The 19,215-nt window shown below is 42.4% G+C and carries 15 protein-coding genes; 9 read left to right on the top strand and 6 right to left on the bottom strand.

Annotation, left to right across the window (positions count from 1 at the left end; all coding sequences use genetic code 11):
* Positions 1-75: 75 nt before the first annotated feature.
* Positions 76-945, bottom strand: a complete 870-nt coding sequence (locus Vgang_RS15160) for an NAD-dependent epimerase/dehydratase family protein (protein WP_157946011.1) — start codon at positions 943-945, stop codon at positions 76-78.
* Between the two features lie 43 nt (positions 946-988).
* Here Vgang_RS15160 and Vgang_RS15155 point away from each other — a divergent pair, with 43 nt between their 5' ends.
* The 3 genes from Vgang_RS15155 to Vgang_RS15145 are packed head-to-tail and all read left to right on the top strand — an operon-like array spanning position 989 to position 2,446.
* A complete protein-coding gene (locus tag Vgang_RS15155) occupies positions 989-1,603 on the top strand; it encodes a sugar O-acetyltransferase (protein WP_105901664.1) in 615 nt (204 codons plus the stop codon).
* A gap of 34 nt (positions 1,604-1,637) precedes the next feature.
* Positions 1,638-2,036 (top strand): AAA family ATPase, encoded by a 399-nt coding sequence (locus tag Vgang_RS15150; protein WP_105901663.1) that lies wholly within the window; start codon positions 1,638-1,640, stop codon positions 2,034-2,036.
* A 59-nt stretch (positions 2,037-2,095) separates the two neighbouring features.
* Complete coding sequence (locus Vgang_RS15145; RefSeq protein WP_105901662.1) at positions 2,096-2,446, top strand: VOC family protein; 351 nt, start codon at positions 2,096-2,098, stop codon at positions 2,444-2,446.
* Between the two features lie 2 nt (positions 2,447-2,448).
* On the opposite strand, the gene Vgang_RS15140 is transcribed toward Vgang_RS15145, so the two are convergent.
* Complete coding sequence (locus Vgang_RS15140; RefSeq protein ID WP_105901661.1) at positions 2,449-3,456, bottom strand: AraC family transcriptional regulator; 1,008 nt, start codon at positions 3,454-3,456, stop codon at positions 2,449-2,451.
* Positions 3,457-3,709: 253 nt separating this feature from the next.
* On the opposite strand from Vgang_RS15140, the gene Vgang_RS15135 reads away from it, so the two are divergent.
* Positions 3,710-5,176 (top strand): coniferyl aldehyde dehydrogenase, encoded by a 1,467-nt coding sequence (locus tag Vgang_RS15135; RefSeq protein ID WP_211293976.1) that lies wholly within the window; start codon positions 3,710-3,712, stop codon positions 5,174-5,176.
* Positions 5,177-5,211: 35 nt separating this feature from the next.
* Complete coding sequence (locus Vgang_RS15130; RefSeq protein WP_105901659.1) at positions 5,212-6,942, top strand: GMC oxidoreductase; 1,731 nt, start codon at positions 5,212-5,214, stop codon at positions 6,940-6,942.
* A gap of 88 nt (positions 6,943-7,030) precedes the next feature.
* Here the strand turns inward: Vgang_RS15130 and cueO are convergent, their stop codons facing one another.
* Positions 7,031-8,668 carry a multicopper oxidase CueO gene (gene cueO / locus Vgang_RS15125; protein WP_105901658.1) on the bottom strand — a complete coding sequence of 546 codons (1,638 nt, stop codon included), beginning with the start codon at positions 8,666-8,668 and terminating at the stop codon, positions 7,031-7,033.
* A 200-nt stretch (positions 8,669-8,868) separates the two neighbouring features.
* On the bottom strand, positions 8,869-9,513 hold the full coding sequence (locus Vgang_RS15120) for a DsbA family oxidoreductase (protein WP_105901657.1): 645 nt from the start codon (positions 9,511-9,513) through the stop codon (positions 8,869-8,871).
* 159 nt (positions 9,514-9,672) lie between these two features.
* Here Vgang_RS15120 and pxpB point away from each other — a divergent pair, with 159 nt between their 5' ends.
* Positions 9,673-10,377 carry a 5-oxoprolinase subunit PxpB gene (gene pxpB / locus Vgang_RS15115; RefSeq protein WP_105901656.1) on the top strand — a complete coding sequence of 235 codons (705 nt, stop codon included), beginning with the start codon at positions 9,673-9,675 and terminating at the stop codon, positions 10,375-10,377.
* Complete coding sequence (locus Vgang_RS15110) at positions 10,374-11,309, top strand: 5-oxoprolinase subunit C family protein (RefSeq protein ID WP_105901655.1); 936 nt, start codon at positions 10,374-10,376, stop codon at positions 11,307-11,309. Before pxpB ends, Vgang_RS15110 begins: the two co-directional genes overlap by 4 nt.
* 36 nt (positions 11,310-11,345) lie before the next feature.
* Here the strand turns inward: Vgang_RS15110 and yccS are convergent, their stop codons facing one another.
* The gene (gene yccS / locus Vgang_RS15105) at positions 11,346-13,538 is read right to left on the bottom strand and encodes a YccS family putative transporter (protein WP_105901817.1); all 2,193 of its coding nucleotides are present in this window, start codon (positions 13,536-13,538) and stop codon (positions 11,346-11,348) included.
* 269 nt (positions 13,539-13,807) lie between these two features.
* On the opposite strand from yccS, the gene helD reads away from it, so the two are divergent.
* Positions 13,808-15,955 carry a DNA helicase IV gene (gene helD / locus Vgang_RS15100; protein WP_105901654.1) on the top strand — a complete coding sequence of 716 codons (2,148 nt, stop codon included), beginning with the start codon at positions 13,808-13,810 and terminating at the stop codon, positions 15,953-15,955.
* Between the two features lie 196 nt (positions 15,956-16,151).
* Here the strand turns inward: helD and Vgang_RS15095 are convergent, their stop codons facing one another.
* Positions 16,152-17,354: an NnrS family protein gene (locus Vgang_RS15095; RefSeq protein ID WP_105901653.1), complete on the bottom strand. Its 1,203-nt coding sequence runs from the start codon at positions 17,352-17,354 to the stop codon at positions 16,152-16,154.
* Positions 17,355-17,555: 201 nt separating this feature from the next.
* On the opposite strand from Vgang_RS15095, the gene norR reads away from it, so the two are divergent.
* Positions 17,556-19,112, top strand: coding sequence for a nitric oxide reductase transcriptional regulator NorR (gene norR / locus Vgang_RS15090; RefSeq protein ID WP_105901652.1), 1,557 nt, complete (start codon positions 17,556-17,558; stop codon positions 19,110-19,112).
* Positions 19,113-19,215: the final 103 nt, after the last annotated feature.

Raw genomic sequence — 19,215 nt, 5'->3', positions numbered from 1 at the left:
GAGTAAAATAGGCATCCTGCTTCCTATTGCTGGTTAAATTTCGATACGGTTTGAACTCAGTTACGACTGGACTCGCTATTGATACGGCGCAAAGGCCATCAAGTCATCGTATTTGAGCGCTAAACCTAATTCTTGACAGCTGAGTTGCGCGTTGATCAACTTGCTGTCTGAGCCATTCATCACAAACTGTGGCGGCGTTAAGCCCAGTTCATTCGCCATTGCTTGATAATATTCTGCGCGGCTAGGGTGAGTCGATGCTGCCAGATGCAGCACTTTGCGCGAAGGCCAACGGCATACAATATTAGAAATCGCTTGAATGACATCGTGCTGGTGGATCAAATTGACCGGCGTTAAGCCATTGTCTAGCGGTTGTTGAGTGTTCTCGAAGCGTTTCACAATATGCTTAGCAGGGTGACGGTCGGTGCCAATCAAACCGGATAAACGCACAATCACCACATTATCTTGCCATTGTTGTTGCAGCCAGTTTTCCAGCCAAACATGGGCGTGGCCCGATTCTGTATTCGGAGCCGTTGGGGTGTCTTCGGTGACTTCGCCTTCGCAATCCGCGTAAACACTGGTGGTGCTAATGAAGATGATTTTTTTACAACCAGCTTGTTTGGCTAAATTCGATAAGCTTTGAATTTTTCGTTTGTAGAGTACTGCGTTACTTTCTGTGTGACTCGTTTCCGTGCGACCGGGTGGCACATTGATGATTAAGAAATCTGAACAAAATGCTGAGATGAGTAGCTCAAGTTCGCTGTCTGAATCTGAAAAATTAACCGGCAAAGATAATGGAATGCCTTGAATGCCAAATTGATTGAGTGCGAGCGCATCACTTTTTAATTGCTTAGTTCCAAAAACGAGAAAGCCTTGCTTTACAAGTTCGGCTGCGAGCGGTAAACCTAACCAGCCGCAACCACAAACCGTGATTTGTTGTTGATTCATATCGTTTTTCATCCTAACTGAAAACTAGTAAGGGAATATTCGTATGCCTGATACTGTGGACGAATTTAGCGTTAAAACCTTAATTGACAATGCCTTGATTGAGCAACAAATGCAATGCAAAGAATGGTTATATGACTTTAATCACTCGCGCCCGCGAGAAGAAGCATTGCGTAAAGAGTTGCTAGGTAAAATTTTAAATAATTATCAAGGTACACACATCGAGCCACCTTTTATTTGCGATATGGGTAAAAATCTCACTATCGGCAAAGGTGGCTTTATTAATTATAGTTTGACGGTGCTAGATATTGCCCCGGTAACTATTGGCGATCATGTTTTGATTGCGCCGAATGTACAGTTGTGCGCCGCTAGCCACCCGATATTGTTGCGAGAGCGCATCCAACCTTTTGCTTGTGGTGAGCCGATCACCATTGGTGATTGCGTGTGGCTGGGTGCTGGTGTGATTGTGCTAGGCGGCGTGAGCATCGGTAATAACAGCGTAATAGGAGCGGGCAGTGTGGTGACCAAAGACATTCCGGATAATGTCATCGCGGTTGGCAACCCATGTCGGGTCATTAAAACCATTGATCATGGTAAACTGCCCACTCAAGCGGATATCGATGCCATTATTGAGAAATATGGTCTAGAAAGCTGGGAATAGTAGGTTGGGACTAGCAGGTTGTAAGTAGGAAAATTTGAACAAAAATACCGATATCACACTCACTTTAATTCGTGGTTTACCGGGCTCTGGCAAATCGACTTTAGCCAAACAACTTGCCGAAAAAACCGGTGCAATTCATCTGGAAACCGATATGTATTTTGTCGGCGAAGATGGTCAATATCGTTTTGAGCCCCTCAAACTGGAGGCGGCGCATCTGTGGTGTCAGCAACAAACTGAACAGCATTTGCAGCAAGGCTGTAGTGTGATTGTATCGAACACTTTCGTGCGACATTGGGAGATAGCTGCTTATCAAGCAATCGCGAAGAAACTGAATGTGAAACTGGACATCCAAGTGTGTGAAGGCAACTTTGGTAGTGTTCATGATATTGCGCCTGAAACACTTAAGAAAATGAAAGCCAAATGGCAGAAATAAGCGAGCCTTAGCCGCTAAAAGTCTATGGTTAGGACGATGGATATAAAAAGGAAGCTCGCATGAATCAACATGAAAAGCTCAATTACGTCGAATTTGGTGCCAACGATCTTGAAGCAACCAAAGCCTTTTTTGAATCTGCTTTCGGCTGGCAGTTCGTCGATTATGGCCCTGAATATTGCGCCTTTTCTGATCAAGGATTAGACGGCGGATTTTTCAAACCGGACGTATGCAGTCAAACGCAAACGGGCGGGGCATTACTGGTTTTTTATAGTGCTGATATTCAATTAACGCTAGATAAGGTCACCAAGCAAGGCGGCAAGATCATCAAGCCGATTTATGAATTTCCCGGCGGTCGACGTTTCCATTTTTTAGAGCCAAGTGGCAATGAATTTGCGGTTTGGTCTGAGTAGCTTTAGCTCAGACCATTTTGTTGCCGCCACTGACTAGGTGTTTGGTTAAACCAAGTTTTAAAGTTGCGGCTAAAAATCGCCAGCTCGCCGTAGCCTAGTTTGAGCGCAATCATAGAAAGAGATAGCTGAGGTTGTCGCAGTAATTTGATGGCTTCTTGTCTGCGCACTTGTTCGATACTTTCCCGGTAACTGGTGTTGTTCTCTGCCAGCAAACGTTGCAACTTTTTAGGGTGAATCCCCATGCAAAGGGCAATGTTGTTCTTATTACATTCACCAGTGGCTAATAATGATTTTATAGTCTGTTGAATAAATTCTAAGGTTTTTAAATGAGAAAATTGGTGTGATGTGCCATTGTCGCTAGGTAGCTGGCTCTCTGTATTAATTTGAATGGCTGGCTTTTTTAATAACAAAGATTTCGGTACATAAATGGCGTCTTCTTTAGCTGAAAAATGAATTTTACAACGAAATTTATTTTCAAAGTAATGACTGTTTTGTAATGGCTTAGGCTGTGTTAAATATATGTATTTAGTATGATTATCGTGACCGATAAGTTCGGTTAAGATGCTGTAATATGCTGCTAATGAGTATTGAGCTTTTTGTGCAGTAAAGTAGTTTTGTTGTAAATGATGAAATCCCATTCGGTAATATTGATCACTGGAAGTAATAGCCAAAGAAAAGCCTTCAGCATGAAAATGAATGTATTTATTCAAAATAGATAAGGTACTGAGGAGCGTTTCCTGACGGCACATATAGTTTTTGATCATACCTAAATAATGGATACTTTGTTTTAAGCCTAATTCTAATCCGAATACGTCGTTAGCACATTCTCTACTCGCAAGTTCAATGGCTTTTAAAAAATGATCATAGAATATGAATGTGTCTGGATCTCGTAACTGACTAGGAATGATACCAGCGTTCTTGAGTAATTTATCTGGATTTTGTCCATAGCCTCGTACAATATCTTCATACCCATTTAAGCATGCTGCTCGAATAAAATAAGTCATATCCATGCTCTCCTTAATATTGTTGATAATTGCAACGTTATAAATAAACGAAAAGCATTCATAGGGCGCATATTTAAACTCTTTGTTTTAACTCCACGTGTAAAAGAGATGTGACCGATTTCTACTTATTGGTTTTTTATGTCCCAAATAATCAAATTATTGTCTTAAAAAGTCAATCTTATTTTTTACTATCATATAAACTGAGTAAAAGTTGTATGAATAGCAACGATAATGTTTACAAGAACTGGGAATGAATTTCATGAATCAAACTACAGCAGGCATTTCGACTGAAAGTTCGGAGTTAAGTGGAAATCCGGAAGCAATCAGTGCGATGCTAACAGAGGCTTTAAATGCTCAAAGACAAGCATTTAAAAAGCATGGTCAAGAAAGCTATGAGGAGCGACGAACTCACCTCAAAAACTTGAAAAGTTTGTTAATGGATAATCGTGAAGCAATCATTGAGGCGATAAGTAGAGATTATGGTAATCGATCGCGTCATGAAACGTTATTTGCTGAAATTGTGACTGTAGCCGATGATATTTCAACGACACTTAAACATTTAAAAAAATGGATGAAGGTACAGAAGCGTAAAGTCGATCACACCATGTATTTCGGTGCTAAGAACCGAGTTATTCCTCAAGCACTAGGTGTGATTGGCTTTCTTGTTCCTTGGAATTTCCCGATTAATTTGAGTTTTGCTGGTTTAGCAGGTGCTTTCTCTGCGGGTAATCGCGCAATGGTGAAAATGTCGGAAAACTCGGTTGAACTGACAAAGTTGCTGCAAGAACTCACACCTAAGTATTTCTCTGCAGATAAATTACAGTTTTTCGTTGAGACGGGTTGTGTTGGTATTGAATTTTCTAAACTTCCTTTTGATCATTTGTTCTTTACTGGTTCTGGTGCAACAGGTCGAAAAGTGATGGCTGCGTGTGCTGAAAATTTAACACCAGTTACATTGGAATTAGGAGGAAAGTCTCCAGCGATTATCGACACAGAATACCCTATGGAAAAAGCAGTTGAGCGTATTTTGTTTGTGAAACGTTTTAATGCAGGTCAGATCTGTGTCAATGTTGATTACGTTTTTGTTCATGAAACTCAAAAAGATGAATTTATTAAATATTCTAAAGCGTGGATTACAAAACATTGCCCGGATATCCATCATGTTGATTATACATCTCTTATTAATGATGATGCTTTTCTTCGGTTGTCAGAAACCTTGAAGGATGCGGAAGAGCGTGGAGCCACAGTAATCAACATGTGTGATCAAGAAGCCGATGCAAGCACACGTAAATTTCCCATGACTTATATTCTTGATGCACCAGATGATTCGATCATTGCTCAGCGTGAAACTTTTGGGCCTATTCTTATGGTCAAAACCTATAATAATCCCGAAGAAGTTATTGATTATATCGTTGAACGAGATCGTCCTTTAGCATTCTATCCATTTAGTAATAATAAAAAATTAATCGATCGCTATATCAGCTCAGTTCTGTCTGGTGGTGTTTGTGTCAATGATGCATTACTCCATGTTGCGCAACATGACCTACCGTTTGGCGGTGTTGGTGGCAGTGGAATGGGGCATTATCATGGCTATGAAGGCTTTATGACTTTTTCTAAAATGCGCCCAGTATTCTATCAAGCTAACTTTTCATTTATGAAGTTCTTAGCTCCACCTTATGGTGACTTTGCTACTAACGTTCTGAATTTCTTGGCTAAAATAAAATAAATATTAACTTATAAAGCGAAAGTGTAGGCAATGTTATGAGTGAAAATAATTTTGATTTCGACCAAGTGATTATTGGTTCGGGCTTTGGTGGCTCCGTGAGCGCATTACGTTTAAGTGAGAAAGGTCATCGAGTATTGGTTTTAGAAAAAGGCAAACGTCGTCGTGATGATGAGTTTGCTGAAACCAGTATGGACCGTAAGAATTATATTTGGATGCCATCTATTGGTTGGAAAGGGGTGACTCAATTTACGGTGACACCTAAAGTGACGATTTTGCATGGTGCAGGCGTCGGCGGAGGATCACAAGTTTATGCGAATGTGCATATGATTCCGGATGATGAAGTCTTTAATTCTCCCTCTTGGACAAAAACACGCTCTGACTGGAAAGATACTCTGGCTCCATTTTATGCATTAGCTCAACGTATGTTAGGTACGACTTATAACGAATATACTAATATTGCTGATGACACATTACGTGAGGTAGCGGAAGAATTTGGCTACGGTGAGAGCTTTACGTCTGTCAGTACAGGGGTTTTCTTTCCGCAAGGCGAAGACAAAGAGCAAGGTAAAACTTTCTCTGATCCATACTTTAATGGTGATGGCCCTGATCGTGCTACTTGTAAATTATGCGCAGGTTGTACGATTGGTTGTCGTCATAATGCCAAAAATACGCTCATGAAAAACTATTTGTACTTTGCTGAGCGTAATGGTGTTGAAATTCGCGCGGAATCTCAGGTTTTGAAATTGGAGCCTATTGGAAAAGACGATGGTAGCGAAGGCTATTTTGTCACAGTCAAAGAAACAGTAGGTAAAAAGTCACGTCAATACACTGTTCGTACACGTGGTGTCGTTGTATCTGCTGGCGTAATGGGCACCATTCCTTTGTTACTTCGCATGCGTGATGGTGAGAAAACATTACCGAATATTTCGCTAATGTTGGGTAAACAGGTTCGAACAAACTCAGAAACACTGATTACCGCTAACAATATGAATGCAGAAGTAAGTGAAGGGGTGAGTATTAGCTCGTTTGCTTCAGTTGACGAGCAAACCAACTTAGAAATAACACGCTTTGGTGAAGGTTCTGATGGCATTTGGTGGTATTTACCTTATGTGCCCCTTGTCAGTGGTGAAGGTTGGTCTCGTGTTTGGGCTATGCTGAAAAACACTATTTTGCACCCGATAAAAACGTATAAAGTCTGGAAACCAAAAGGGAAAGCCAGAAATTCTATCATGATGCTAGTGATGCAAAAATCGGAAGCATTCCTACATTTTGAGTGGAATCGTAGTTGGTATAATGGTTTCAAAGAAGGGGTAACCTATGTACAGAAACCTGGCGATACCCCATTAACGGTATCCTTTCCTTCGGCAGAAAAAGCGACTGATATTTATGCTAAAAAATTAGGTGGCCAAGCGGGTTCTGCTTTATCGGAGATACTCACTGGGGCTCCAATGACAGCACATATCATGAGTGGCGTTCCTATCGGTTCTGATAGCACCAATGGCGTTGTTGACCAAACTGGTGAGGTTTTTGGTTATAAAAATTTGAGAGTTCTTGATGCTTCGATTATTCCAGGTAATTTAGGTGTAAATCCATCATTAACCATTACTGCACTATCTGAACATGCGATGAGTCTTCTTCCTGTATTTGATGAAGAACGTGCCGCTAAGATTAAGCCAATTCTTTTCTCTGAACCTCTAAAAGGCCAAGTGTCGGCGTTAACGGGTTCAGGGGATTTGATTGCGCGACTCAAACCGCAAGAAGCGTAGATTATTTGAAAATATAAAATGGGCGCTGAATTTTCAGCGCCCATTTTTGTTTAATAAAAATAACCGTGTAAATTGCTCACTGAAGCGGTTATGCCGAAACGGCAAATTGCATCATCATTCCAGTGTCTTCATGCTCTAAAATATGGCAGTGCGCCATGTACGGATAGTCCTTATTCGCCAGATGATTAAATTGCACCAGTAATTCAGTTTGTCCCATAGGGAACACGCTAATAGTATCTTTCCACCCACTTAAGTGTGCTGGTGGGGTTTTTCCATCAATAGACAGCACTCTAAAGCGGCAGCCATGAATATGGAAAGGATGCAGCATGTGATCTTTACCTTGGCTGATAACCCAGTGCTCAAATTGGTGTTGTTTGGCTTCAAAATCAATGCGTTGCATATCAAAAGGGCGGCCATTAATAGTATTGATGTGTAGTAGCTCTTCTCTAGTAAAACTGTGGTCAGTATCGGCAGCCATCATGCTACCGTGATCCATATCCTGCATGTCCATACTATGCGTATTATGTTTGGCGTGAGAGCCTTTCATTTCCATGCGTTTTGCCATGCTAGACATAGACGTATTTGAAGCGCTGGATTGCCTTGCCATCATAACTTGCATTGCTTGTCTATCGAGCTCTTCTGGCATGCCTAAAATGACTTCTCGTTTGATTTTGGCAACAGAGGCATTCACTGGCGGTAGTGTAGCGAGTGTGCTTGGCAGTGTTCCATTTCCTTGCTGGTTATTACTTTCAATGGTGACTAAAGGAAATGGTCGATTAAACGGCGCGTGCATCATGCCCATCTGTTTGACTGGTAATGTGACCCAGTCAAATGTTTGGTTATCTTGTAGTTTGACCAAAATATCGTAACGCTCACCGGAAGTGATATCGATTTGAGACATTTTGACGGGTTTATCCAACAAGCCAGCATCAGACGCAACAACATAAAACTCGCGTTCATCAGAGGCAGTCAAACGATATGTTCTGGCATTTGAGCCATTTAATACATGGAAACGAACCCAGCCGGTGTTGACGGTTGCTTTAGGGTAAATGGCACCATTAACGAGAACTTGATTACCCGCGTAACCCATTGAGACATTCACGATGTCGAGCAAGTCATAGTCAAACTCACCATCGTCTTTAAAGCGACGATCTTGAATGACGAGTGGGATTTGATCGTGTCCCCAGTCAGATGGTAAATGTAATCCATCCGTTATGTCATCTTCAATCAACATCATACCCGCAATGCCTTTGATAACGTATTCCGCGGTTTTTGGGTGTTGATGCGGATGAAACCAACAGGTTGCGGCAGGTTGGCGAATTGGTAGTGTTAAGGTCCAACTGTCAGTAGGTTGGATTAATTGGTGCGGTCCACCGTCCAAATTTCCCGGAATTTCCAAACCATGCCAATGCAGAGTCATAGCTTCATCAAGTGTATTAGTCACTTTGATTTGAGTATCTTGCCCAGAACGTACTTTTAACACTGGGCCTAAAAATGCGCCATTAATGCCACAAGTTGAGGTGGATTTATTGGGCAAAAACTGGCTTTTTCCTGACTGAATCGTAAGTTGAGTTAGTCCTTTAGATGTATCAATTAATTCAGGGATGGGTAAAGGAGTTTGTTGAGATTGCTGGCTGGATTGTGCCAAAGCGGAAGGAATATGTGGTAAGCCGAACCCAACAACAGTGGCGGCAGAGCTTAATTTTAAAAATCGACGGCGATCCATGACTTTCTCCTATTGGTACTTTTTCTATAGAGCAATAGCCGAAACATAAAGCTTCCAGTAAGGGGAGAGTCAATGCGTTTATTGTTACTTTATTGATAAGAGTGGTAAAAAAGAAAAGCCACTTAATTATCTGTAATTAAATGGCTTTACTTGTATGTTAGGTATCACTCAATGGTGTAAGCGGAAAGTGAGATGGGCGATTAATCCAAATATTGCTTTAACATTTCTTCATAGCTTTCAACGCTTTGAGCTCCGGTTAGACCTTGCTCATTATTGAAGACAATCGTTGGTACGCCAGAAATGCCCATTTCACGCCATTGATCTTCAATCACATCAATTTTATCGTGCTCCGCACTATCGTGTAGATAAGCAATCATTTCATCGACTTCAAGGCCAATTTCTTCACCAACACTCAAAAGCACATCAATATCGGAGATGTTTTTGCCCTCGGTAAAGTAGGCAGTGAAAAGGGCAATTTTCAGTTGTGTTTGCAGACCGACAGAATGAGCATAATCGAGTAAAATATGACACTGGCGGGTGTTGTAGATACGAAAATCTTCAGTGAAGTTAAACTCAAAACCAACGGATTTTCCAAATTCAATCAAACGTTGACGGTTTGCTGCACTTTCTTCAGCTGATGCGCCATACTTTCGACTAATGTGATCGCGTAGGTTTTCTCCTTCAGGTGGCATATCTGGGTTTAACTCAAACGGATACCATTCGATATCAATACGATCTTGCCAGTTGTTTTTGACTACGGCGTCTTTGAGGTGCTTCACACCGATGACACACCAGGGGCAAACTACGTCGGAAATAATATCAATTTTGAGTTTGGAATTAGACATACCACTACCTTGTCGAATATGTTTATGAAGCTGTGTTGAGTAAAAAGATCAAGCTCCTTATCGTGCATTCATTATGAAAGCTCAACAGTAAGAGTCAAGGAACAAGCATGATTTTGTTCTGTGAATAAGATCAATTAATTAAAGGAATGAGAAAATAGCATGCAAATTGAACAAGTTAGTGAAACTACCTTGATGATTGCTTATGAGAGGATGATCGACCCGCAAACCTCAGACCGAATTTTAGGCACCTTGTCGGTGTTGCAGCAGCAAATGGGGGAAGTGATCATTGATGCGATTCCTTCTTATTGCTCAATATTATTGATGATCGATGTGAGAAAAATGGCGTTAAAGGATTGCCAACGTCAAATTGAAGATTTACTCGAGCAATATGATTGTCAATCCATCCCTGAAATGGATATCGAGTTCGAGTTGCCAGTTTATTACGGTGAAGAGGTCGCATTAGATGCCAAGGACATTTGTAAACGTACAGGGTTGTCGTGGCAACAAATTGTCGAATTACATAGTCAGGCGAGTTATCGGGTTTACGCGATTGGCTTTGCCCCCGGTTTTGCTTATTTAGGGCATGTCGACCCCAAATTAGTCTTTGAGCGAAAATCGACTCCTAGGCTGCAAGTGCCTAAAGGTAGTGTCGCCATTGCAGGCCAGCAGACCGCGGTATACCCCAAAGCCTCTCCCGGTGGTTGGCATATCATTGGTCGAACGCCCGTGCCATTGGTAGATTTTGAGCGTGAGAATTTATCTTTATTTCATATTGGAGCAAGGGTGCGTTTTCAACCAATTTCGAAACAACGCTATCTTGAATTAGGCGGCGAGCTTGCTCAGAAAACAGGGAAGGCATCATGAGTTTGAAAATACTTAACCCTGGTTCATTGAGTTTGATTCAAGATAGTGGTCGATTGGGGTATCAAGGCATCGGTGTCGCCGTGGGAGGCCCTATGGACGAACATGCTTTTGCTTGGGCGAATCGTTTGTTAGATAACCGACCAACCGCCGCGCAAATAGAAATCACACTTGGCGGTTTTCAAGCTGAATTTACCCAAGAAGCTCACATTGCGCTCACTGGTGCAGACACTCAGGCTGATCTTAATGGCACTCGTCTTAAGCTGTGGAGAACTCATCACGTGCCAGCAGGCTCTATTTTGAAATGTAAAATAATGAAGCAGGGCATGCGAGCTTATTTAGCCGTGCAAGGTGGTTTTATTGCACCAGAGGTATTAGGCAGTTGTGCAACGGTAATGCGAGATGAACTGGGTGGCTTAGAGGGTGCGGGAAAATCGCTTCAAAAGGGGGATGTTATCGATTATCAACCTTCATCACACCGCCTTTTAAGGCAAGTGCCGCAAGCGTTTATTCCTCGTTATTTCACGCCTAAATCTGAACTTTGTATTTTGGATGTGCTGGCTTGTTACCAATATTCTGACTTTTCACTGCAAGAACGCCAGCGCTTTTTCCGCTCGGTTTATCAGGTGACACCGAATTCAGATCGCATGGGTTATCGCCTTGCGGGGGACAACATTGAATATGCTGGTGAGAGCTTAATATCAGAAGGCATTGCTTTAGGTGCGATTCAAATTCCATCCGATGGCCAGCCGATAGTACTCATGGCCGATCATCAAACCATCGGTGGTTATCCTAAAATAGGCTGTTTGACTCGCATGAGTGTCAGTAAACTTGCGCAATGTCCACCAGGTACGAAGATTCGGTTTCAGTTAATCGACCGAGAACAAGCCGAAGCCGAGTACAGGAAGATGCTTACGTTTTTTATGCCGCTTTAATCGATGGCAATCCGACTGCGTTTTATCGTGTTAGTCCTAACTTGATTTTGCTTCAATGTTTTTAGGCACGCGCACCGAAAACTTATTCGCGAGTGAGTACATCTCTGGCAGCATGCGATAAATAAGGTGCAGCTGTTGCAGAATAAGGCGTACAGCTTCTTCATCACCTTCTCGCCATTCACTCAAGCGTTTATCTAGTTCACTGTTTAGAGCATCGGGGGTGATCTCACCGTTTTGATAATAAAGTTGTTGCTCTAGTTGCTCTAAACTTTCGTGAATACCTTTGTGCGCTTCTAAAACTAATAAGTGGGTATCTTGATCATCAATACGTTTGCGGTGCGCACCCAGTGCCGATATGTAGCTTAGCATCGCATGGTTGAGTGTTAAGAAACGGAAACTTTCATCAATCGCTTTTTTGTACTTATCCGGTTCTGCCAACATGTTACTGATGGCGCTACTGAGCGTTGCGTCCATCGTATGAGCATTACGTCTGGCTAAGCGATAATTCACATCATCACGTTTCCCCACACGATATTGCGCGATGATTTGTCCGAGGTATTCTTTATTTGATTGAATCGCTTCCGACATCACTTTGTGCAGTTTTTTGGCTTGCCAGTCGGGCAGAATATAACGCACCGCTAGAACGGCTAAGCCACAACCGATTAATGTATCTGCCAAGCGTGGCAAAATGACCGCAAACCCTTCGCCTAACTGGCTAAAGCAGAAAAGTACTAACAAGGTTATGAAAGCAGTAGCGGAACCGTAGTTGTTGATCCTAAAGGCAAAGAATAAGGTGCCGGAAACCACAAGGAAGACCAATTGGCTTTCTTGTGAAGGGAATAACGTGAGTAAAGGTACGCCGACCAATAAACCGATAATGGTGCCGATAACGCGTGCGGTCAGTTTTTGCCTTGTGGCACTAAAGTTTGGTTGGCATACAAATAAACTGGTTAGCATGATCCAATAGCCGAGTTCTAAACCGAAACCTTGAATAATGCCGTAACCGAGTGTGAGTACAATTGACATACGCAATGCATGACGAAACAGCATGGAATCTCGATGTAAATTATTGCGTATACGCTGCCACATGGCTTTGGGTGTGTGCGCGGTGGTGTCATGCAATGAGAAATCATTCGCTTTATTGCTGGTATTTTCGGGTGTGAATTTAGACGCATCTGGATTGCTGACATTCGATAGCTGTTTTTCAACCGTAATGAGGTTATTAAACAGATAGAACAGCTGGGCTAAAGGTAATTTCCATTCAGGGCGGTTTTGGTCTTTCAAAAATTGCATTGAGGCTTGCAGCTCATCCAAAGCTAAGATGGAATCACCATCGTATTTGTATTGAAAGCCTGATTCTAACGCTTCAGAAATATCTCTACAGGCTTTCGCTTGCGCTTGCATTAAATGTTTAAAGCGGAAAAGCACGTCGCTGCGAGAAAAATGATCGGCCAGATCTTGGTAGCGATAATGAGTGGAACTAATACGCTCGTGAATATCTTGTGCAAGAAAATACAACTGTAAATAACGATCGCTTGGCCCGTCCACATGGCCACGTTTCGAGCGGGTGAGTAGAGTATTCTTGCATTGGTTCAACGCATTGACAGTGGCTGAATTGAGCTGGCTTTCCAAAATGCGATAAGGTTGTGGTGTTAATCCAGCAACGGGGTGAAAGAGCGCGCTTTTGGCTTCCAAATAGTCGGCAATTTCTTCAAACACATTGGCAAGGCTTTGTTGTACTGGCTGCATTGGCCAGAAAATTTGCCAAATCATCGAGATAAAAGAATACCAGGCCGCACCAATTAATAAGAGCACCGGTTGAAACCAAATGCTGTCGTATAGGTGATAACCCAACATGGTATAGATGGCGATCAGTAATGAGCCAAACGCAATACTCGCATAACGGGGCCCAATCGCGCCCAACATGATAAAGCCAAAGGTACTGGTGAATAAGCCGATAGCAAATAAAGCGGGGTAAGGGAATAAAACTTCAATGGAAATCGACGCTATCGCAAAACAGATGAAGGTTAAGATCAGAGCACGGATACGCCCCATAAAGTTGTCGTCAGTTTCGGCTAAGGCGGCTGCGATGATGCCTAAGATGAGTGGTGTGATTTCCGTTGTAAAACCGTAATACCAGCAAGGCAAAACCACCCCTAATAGGGCTATTAGAATTCGGACACAATAGTTAATGGTTTTGTCTGACCAATAGTGTTTCAGTTTTTGCATCGAATTTGTCATAGAGCGTTATGATTTTCCAAAGTGGGTGACTGAATCAGTATAGAGGGGTTTACAGCAGCAAACTATATTCTATTGTAATTACAGCCAAAAATTTCCGAGCAGTTTGATTAGAAGCAACTTTTGAGCCAGCTTGCTTACTTTTCCTACACTTTATGACTGGTATTAAATAACCTCTGACTTAGTAACACTTCCTTTCAAATTAAAAGCCGTTAGAATAGCCCTATTCCCCTAATTTTATCGACCGTATAGGAAAACTCATGCAATTAAGCGCCAGCCGTTTTGCTCAATTTTTTATTCAAGATGAATATCGACAAGTTGAAGTCAAAGATCAGCGCATTATTTTGTCGTCACCGACAGATGAGATCCAAATTCCTTTTGCTGCCTGGAACGGTGAAGTAACGGTTGAACGAGGCTTACTTTGGGGCAATCTCTATTTTCATTCTTATGAAGAAGATGCCGAGCAAATTCAGTGGTTAGTACAAGGTTTACCTTGGTTAGATTGTCGTGACTTCGCGCAAATGGCGGTAGGGGAATATCGACGTTGGCAACTTAACCAAAGTGAGTCGTTAGCGGAATTGCTGCCGACCTGGCTTAAACAATTGAAAGAGTTGGTGAATCAATCCGGCTATTTGACCCATTCATCTTTAGAGTTTTGGATGAAAGGTATCTCTGATGACTTGGCGAAAAAAGACATGTCATTACCTGAAATTATCAATATCTTTCCAACCCATAACGAATGGGATGAAGAAGACCGTTTCCAACACAGTGAGCCGTCTTTAGTCAGTGGTTTAAAACGCTGGTTGACTCACCCTGAGGCTTCGATTGAACAGCGCAATCAAACTTGGTTGTCTAATCAAGAAGCGGAATGGAAAAACTACTTCCAACAATGTGAAAAGTCGCCTCTTAATCCATCGCAGCAGCGAGCCGTGCTACTCAATGATGACCATACTCTGATTTTGGCTGGTGCTGGTTCAGGTAAAACCAGTGTGTTAATGGCAAAAGTGGGTTACTTATTACAAAGTGGGCAAGCTCAACCAGAAGAATTATTGTTGGTTGCTTTTGGTCGTGATGCGGCGAAAGAAATGCAGCAACGTATTCAAGAAAAATTTGGTGAGCAGGGCGCAAAGATCAAAGTTCAGACTTTCCATCAATTGGGGTTAGACATTATTCGCTCTGTTGAAGGTGGACAAGTTGAAATCTCTCCTCTTGCAACGACTCCAGCGCAAAAGACCGCTTGGTTTTCACAATGGTTAAAAATGCATTGGATGACGGAAACCAACTTTAAACGTTGGCAAAAACACTTAGCAGAATGGCCGATTGCGTTCTTAAAAGGGGATGTTGAACTGGGATCTCATGCAGAAAACCCGAAATTATTGGCTTGGCTTGAGCAACAAGTCGATCAGCTTTCGGCATTGCAAATGACCAAAAAACAACTGCAAGAACAGCTTATTGAGCGAGAAGACTACCCGCAATTAAACAGCGAATTAATGCTGGCTTGGCCGTGTTATCAAGCGTGGCAAAAAATGCTGAAAGACGAAAATCAAATCGATTTTAACAGCATGATTTCGAAAGCCACTCAGTACGCGCGTAATGGTAAATTTAAACCACAATGGCGCTTTATGATGGTGGATGAATATCAAGATATTTCGCCAAATCGCTTGGATCTGCTGACCAGTATTTGCCATGCTAGCGTACATAAAACGGAATTGGGTGAAACCACGACTCAACAGCCGTGTTCATTATTTGCTGTCGGTGATGATTGGCAGGCGATTTATCGTTTTGCCGGCGCCGATGTCAATCTCACTACTGGGTTTAAACAGCGTTTCCCCCATGCGCATATTCATTATCTAGACACTACATATCGCTTTAATAATCAAATTGGTGAAGTGGCAAACCGCTTTATTCAAGTAAATCCATATCAATTAGAAAAAACGCTTAACAGTCATAAACAGCAGAAACAAAAAGCGGTGACGATCGCCCCAATGCACACGCTAGAACATATTTTGAGTGAGCTTAATGGGCAGAATAAAGCACGTAAAAAAGTGATGATTTTAGGGCGCAATCATTACCATGAACCACAAGATTTAAGAACGCTGCAAAAGTTGAATTTGCATTTAGATATTGAGTTCAAAACTTGCCATGCCAGCAAAGGTAAAGAGGCCGATTACGTTATCATTGTGTCGGTGGATGAAGGGCAATTCCCCGCGGTGGAACGCCACAAACATTTGCATGATGCGCTGCTTTCAAGTGACGATGCGTTCCCGAATGCTGAAGAGCGTCGCTTGTTCTATGTTGCGATGACACGCGCCAAAGAGAAAGTTTGGATTTTGCACAACGCTAATCCATCTTCCTTTGTTAAAGAGCTCAAAGGCAATCGCTATCCGGTGGTGATAAAAAAACGTTAGCAATAATTAAGTGATAAGGAAATGATCAAAGCCAACATGTTGAGTGTTGGCTTTTATATTTTATCCCCCCAAGCCTTAACTTGTGTCAGATTTACTTGAAAGGAGCCTATATTTCACATAAAGCTTCTTTATCTAAAGACTTAGATGAGAATTCTGCATCTTGAGGTTATAGGGTACAGTTTATTTAATTGAATTTTTAACCTGGATGGCCATCTGCGCGAGCTCGAGTGAGCATGTAGCCGAATTTAATCACAAACATGACAAATGCAAATATCCACAAGGCGGCAGATAAGTTAATTAGATGGAGCATATACTGAGGCCAAATGCCGACGCCCAATGAACGAATAAATGCAGCTAATACAATTGCAGTAAAAGGAAGCGCCATGTTGGGGCCTTGGTAAATATTACGACCCGTATGGCCCATGGTCACGCGACAGATCATGGCCAAAATTACGCCCCCCATGGCACCAATCGCAAAGAGGTGAATAAGGTTATGAGCAACAAATAGTCCATTAGTTATCCAGCCGTTAAGCGCTGCACCTTGGAAAATTAAACCGACCGGTAAACAAAGGTAGGAAGCGTGCAGTGACCAAACTAAAGGTTCTTTTAGGGTTTTCCATGGCTGCCAGCGCATAAAGCGGATAGTTTGGGTTAAACCGGCAAATAGCATTAGCCAAGGGCTAGTAATGGCTGCGGTTAACGGGAAGAAACTTAAAATAAACAAAAATAATAATGGTAGGTTTGCTCCCGCATCGAGCCAAAGCAAAGGTTGCGGTTTTTCAAAGCCGATTTTCTTGGCGGTAAAAAAGGGAATCACTCGCCCGCCCATAATTGAGATAAGCAGCATGAACCACCACAGCATCGCTTGCCAGACAGCGATACTTGGAAATGGTGGCATCCCTTTGATGGTGGCATAACTGGCAAAATTAGCCACAATAGCCAATACAAAAAAAGGTAGGAAAATCAGATTGCGATAGCCTTTGGTTTTAAGCACGCGAAATGAAATTTCATAGGCTACCAAGGCAAGAAAAAGCGCCTCAATGCATGAGATAAGCCACAATGGCGTTGGAGTCCAAAATAGCAGGCGTGGAGCAATCCATAGAGCCACGATCAATGCGAGACGTTTATCTTTCGTACCGTTAATCCCTGTCCAGTTTTGTACCGCAGTCAGTAAGAACCCCGCCACAATTGCCATGGCGAAGCCAAACAGCATTTCGTGTACGTGCCACCAAAGCGCCGGAACGTGTAATAGGCTAGGCTGCCCATGTTGGAAGGCATAAACCCAAATGGCGATGGCAATAGGCGCGTAAATCCCGCCCAGTAAAAAGAAAGGGCGAAACCCTAAACGGAGAACAGGAGATATCTTATCTTCAACGCTTTTGTCAGTAATGTTGAGCATGTTGTTTCCACAAATTAAATAGAGTTATTAGGTATTAGCAGAAAGCATGCCAAATTATAACATATTGAATAGTATTGATTTAATAAAATACCCATAAAGTGTTGATGTTATTTTTACAACGCATTGTTATACTTCACACAAAGAAAGCCATTTCTCAATCTTCTCTGTTAACAAAGTTGTAACAACAAGGCAGAAACAAGTATGAATAGAACCTCTCCGAATGCTTCGATTGAACAAGTCTTGCTGAATATTGCCTTAGAACTCAATGCGGGTATTCCGACAGTCAAGCATTACCAAAAATTGATTGATGCGGTGCACCAGTTATTGCCGTGTGATGCATGCGCTTTGTTTATTCTTAACCATCAACAACAACTTGTGCCCGTGGCAATGAGTGGTTTGTCTAATGAAGTGTTAGGTCGAACCTTTACGCCGGATTTGCACCCCCGTTTAGCGATGATAATACAAAGCCAGGATCCTGTTCGCTTTCCACAGGATTCCACTCTTCCAGATCCATTTGATGGGCTATTAGCGAATGACCCGCATCATAACATCGATGTCCATGCTTGTATGGGCTGCACCTTATATGTCGAAAATACCTTAGTGGGCGTATTAACTCTCGATGCACAAAATTCAGGGGCTTTTGATGAGATAGCAGACGAAACTATCAAAACCTTTGCCACCTTGGCTGCGGGGATCGTACGTAATATCAGCCTGTTTGAAGCGCTGAATAAAGCCAACCGTCAGCAACAATCGATCAATAAAGTCTTGATCGATGAAGCGCGTAATCGAGGTGGAAAGCTGGTGGGCATTAGCCCTCAAATCAAACAGTTATTGACTAACATTAAAATGGTGGCGCAATCGAATTATGCTGTACTCATCAGTGGTGAAACTGGCACCGGTAAAGAGCTCGTTGCACATCGTATTCATGCCAAAAGCCTGCGCTCTGATAAACCTATGGTCTATGTTAATTGCGCCGCTTTACCGGAATCGATTGCGGAAAGTGAATTATTCGGTCATATCAAAGGCGCGTTTACGGGCGCTACTTCCAACCGAGCAGGTAAGTTTGAACTTGCTGATGGCGGTACGATCTTTCTGGATGAAATTGGTGAATTACCCTTATTGCTGCAAGCCAAGCTATTGCGGGTTATCCAGCAAGGTGAAGTACAGCGTGTTGGCGCTGACAAAAACAGCTTCATTGATGTGCGTATCATTGCCGCGACCAACCGTGATTTAGACAAAGAAGTCAAAGAAGGGCGTTTTCGTTCGGATTTATTTCACCGCTTGAATGTGTTCCCGATCCAGGTGCCGCCTCTACGGGAGCGAGAAGGTGATATTCCGGTATTGATTGGTCACATCCTAGATAACATTCGTATTCAGTTTCAATTAAAAGTGCTGCATATGCATCCGCAAGCCTTACGTCATCTAGAACAACAACCTTGGCTTGGGAATGTGCGTGAATTAGAACACACATTAATGAGAGCGGGTTTACGCGCCATGCAAGAGGGCGGTGAGATGATCGAGTGGAGACATTTTCTCACGGATTTCAGCGCAACACTTCCAGAAACTGAAGGAGCAAACACTCAATCTACTGTTTTACCCAATGAGCCGATTGCCATGCGCAGTGCCGTTGAACAATATCAAAAACAGCTGATTGAACATGCGTTAGCGAAAAATGGTGGCGTGTGGGCCAAAGCGGCTGAATTCTTGCAAATGGATCGTGGTAATTTATATCGAATGGGTAAAAAATTGGGACTATAAGAATATCATGTTGTCTTTTTTACATCGATTATGTTGTTGATACCACATCAATCCCCTTGTTAATTAATGGTTAAATCGTTAAATATCAATAAGTTAAAATTTG

Source organism: Vibrio gangliei (genome assembly GCF_026001925.1).
GTDB classification, from domain to species: domain Bacteria; phylum Pseudomonadota; class Gammaproteobacteria; order Enterobacterales; family Vibrionaceae; genus Vibrio; species Vibrio gangliei.
This window is presented reverse-complemented; position numbering and strand designations above follow the sequence as displayed.